Genomic DNA, 1891 nt, shown 5'->3' with positions numbered 1-1891 from the left:
GGAACTCCTCCCAGGCAAACCGAGCGTTGTTACCCGCGTCAGCCACGAGCGCTGGAAAGTCGGCCGCCTCCGAGGGCGCCTTTGTCCCAACACTGATAACCGCCAGCTCATTACTTTTCATGGCGCCCCCTTCACTGCTCATTATGTCTGATAATGTCCTTTATCAGGCACAATAGGGGTAGGGGGCAACCCTCTACTATTTGCACTGAGAGCAAGACACCGAGATCCCGAGCGCCAAGCAGCTATCCGACCGATATCACCAGAATACCAAGAGGTCATCTTCGTTTTCTGCGATGTCCTAACTGTAGCAACTTCTCATTCTGTTCCTCGATCACTGTGCTGCCTGAGAATTTCTCAGACAAGAGCTCTACTTTATTCGAGGAGTATAATGACTACGAACAGCATCTCTACAACGCCTAGCACGGCCAACACCAAAATACCCTACACAGATCACTCTGGGGACTACATCCCAAAGATCAGCCCCTGGAACCGAAAACTCACTTGTAGCTACCTAGATGCGGGAAATACCGCGGCTAAAAAAACATGCTGTAGCGATGTGAAGATGATTGATCGCGCTATTGATAAGGCGTACCAAAATGGCGTGCAATCGCATTTGGGCATTACCGCGATACAGGACTACCCATGCGTTACTCAGGCCGAGATGTCTAGGTTATCAAACGATCTTGGTAGAGTCATCGAACACCACGGCATAAAGATGGAGATACCGGAAGAGATAGATCTCGCAGGCCAGCCCGGAGGCGCACGACGCAGTACGATGCAATACTGCAAGGGAGTAGTTTTTGAAAGATTATCGAGAGAGCTCGGTAAGGTGGTAGATAGCAAGCCGATCGCTTTTAGTAGGGATGTTCTTAACTACTGCAAAAACATCCTGACATTTCCGATGCGGAAAAATGACCCATCCTACTACACAATACTGCAGTAGCGGTGGTCGCCTCAGCTACCCCCTCTCCTCCTCTGGTATCCCGGTCAAAAGATCCAGTGACCGCTCCTCGAGCAATTTGCCAGAGTTGTTTGTACGCCAGGCCAAGCATTTACTGAGAAGATATTCGTTAAGGCACTTTCTATCGTGGGCTCGGTATACTACAGCCATAGTTCGACCGAATTTGCCCCGCACCTGACCAGTGCGATCATAGGCCATGGAGGTGATGATTATTCGTTTTTCCGTTTCAAAAAACTCCTCAACGTTCTTTTTTACCCACGCACCAGCTTTCTGTTCTGCCGCCTTTCTCAGCTCTGGTGTGTCAACGCGCTCAAGTCGGATACGCTCTTTTAACTTCATTGACCACCCGAGATCGATCTCTACGTCGAGTGTATCTCCATCAACAACTCGTAATAGGATCGCGCTACGATTAAACCGATCCTCTGGCATTTCCTGGAAGTCGTCTGTTTTCAAGCTTTCTCTCTTCGCCGATTAATCAGATTTTAATTCGAGTGGCATGACTTTAAATCTACGCCCTATCTTTACCAGTTGCGTGCGCCGCTTATTAGAGCAGAACTACTCGTGCGTTCCTGTCTTCTTTTGCGGGAGCCGTTTTATCGGAAGTTGGACTACCTGAAAACCTTGGGCTTTATACTCTTCATCCTTGAGGCGCAGGTGTTCAAATATCGCGGCAATGTCGTAGTTAAAGCGCTTGGCAAGACGATCTCGCACGGCTCGCACGGCTGCTACGATAGGATCCGTCCACTCTTTTTCGTCACTCACGATCACCCCCAATAAGCTCTAGCGGCGTACACATTAAAGGCGCTGAGTATCCCAGCTCTTCGCACACCTTCACTATAACACGACTGACGCCAGCGTTCGCTATGTGTCTGCAATTCCACGTAAGTAAGTACTGAATGCCGGTTACCGCTGCTATAGCCACGTGGGTAG

At 49.6% G+C, this 1891-nt stretch carries 3 protein-coding genes; 1 reads left to right on the top strand and 2 read right to left on the bottom strand.

What is annotated here, in order from left to right; all coding sequences use genetic code 11:
- The first annotated feature begins 388 nt into the window (after positions 1–388).
- Entirely contained in the window at positions 389–943 is a 555-nt protein-coding gene (locus ACH2EH_RS07805; RefSeq protein ID WP_395140508.1) for a hypothetical protein, read from the top strand.
- 15 nt (positions 944–958) lie between these two features.
- On the opposite strand, the gene ACH2EH_RS07800 is transcribed toward ACH2EH_RS07805, so the two are convergent.
- Positions 959–1414: a thermonuclease family protein gene (locus ACH2EH_RS07800; protein ID WP_395140506.1), complete on the bottom strand. Its 456-nt coding sequence runs from the start codon at positions 1412–1414 to the stop codon at positions 959–961.
- A gap of 102 nt (positions 1415–1516) precedes the next feature.
- Positions 1517–1729: a hypothetical protein gene (locus ACH2EH_RS07795; RefSeq protein ID WP_395140504.1), complete on the bottom strand. Its 213-nt coding sequence runs from the start codon at positions 1727–1729 to the stop codon at positions 1517–1519.
- Between the last annotated feature and the right edge of the window lie 162 nt (positions 1730–1891).

Origin of the sequence: Armatimonas sp. (genome assembly GCF_043760365.1) — a bacterium.
Classification (GTDB): domain Bacteria; phylum Armatimonadota; class Armatimonadia; order Armatimonadales; family Armatimonadaceae; genus Armatimonas.
Note: the sequence above shows the minus strand (reverse complement) of the source record. Positions and strands in the feature narration are given on the sequence as shown.

What these genes read in the sequence shown, in the direction of transcription:
- ACH2EH_RS07805 (WP_395140508.1), top strand. Translation starts at nt 389, where the DNA reads ATGACTACGAACAGCATCTCTACAACGCCTAGCACGGCCAACACCAAA.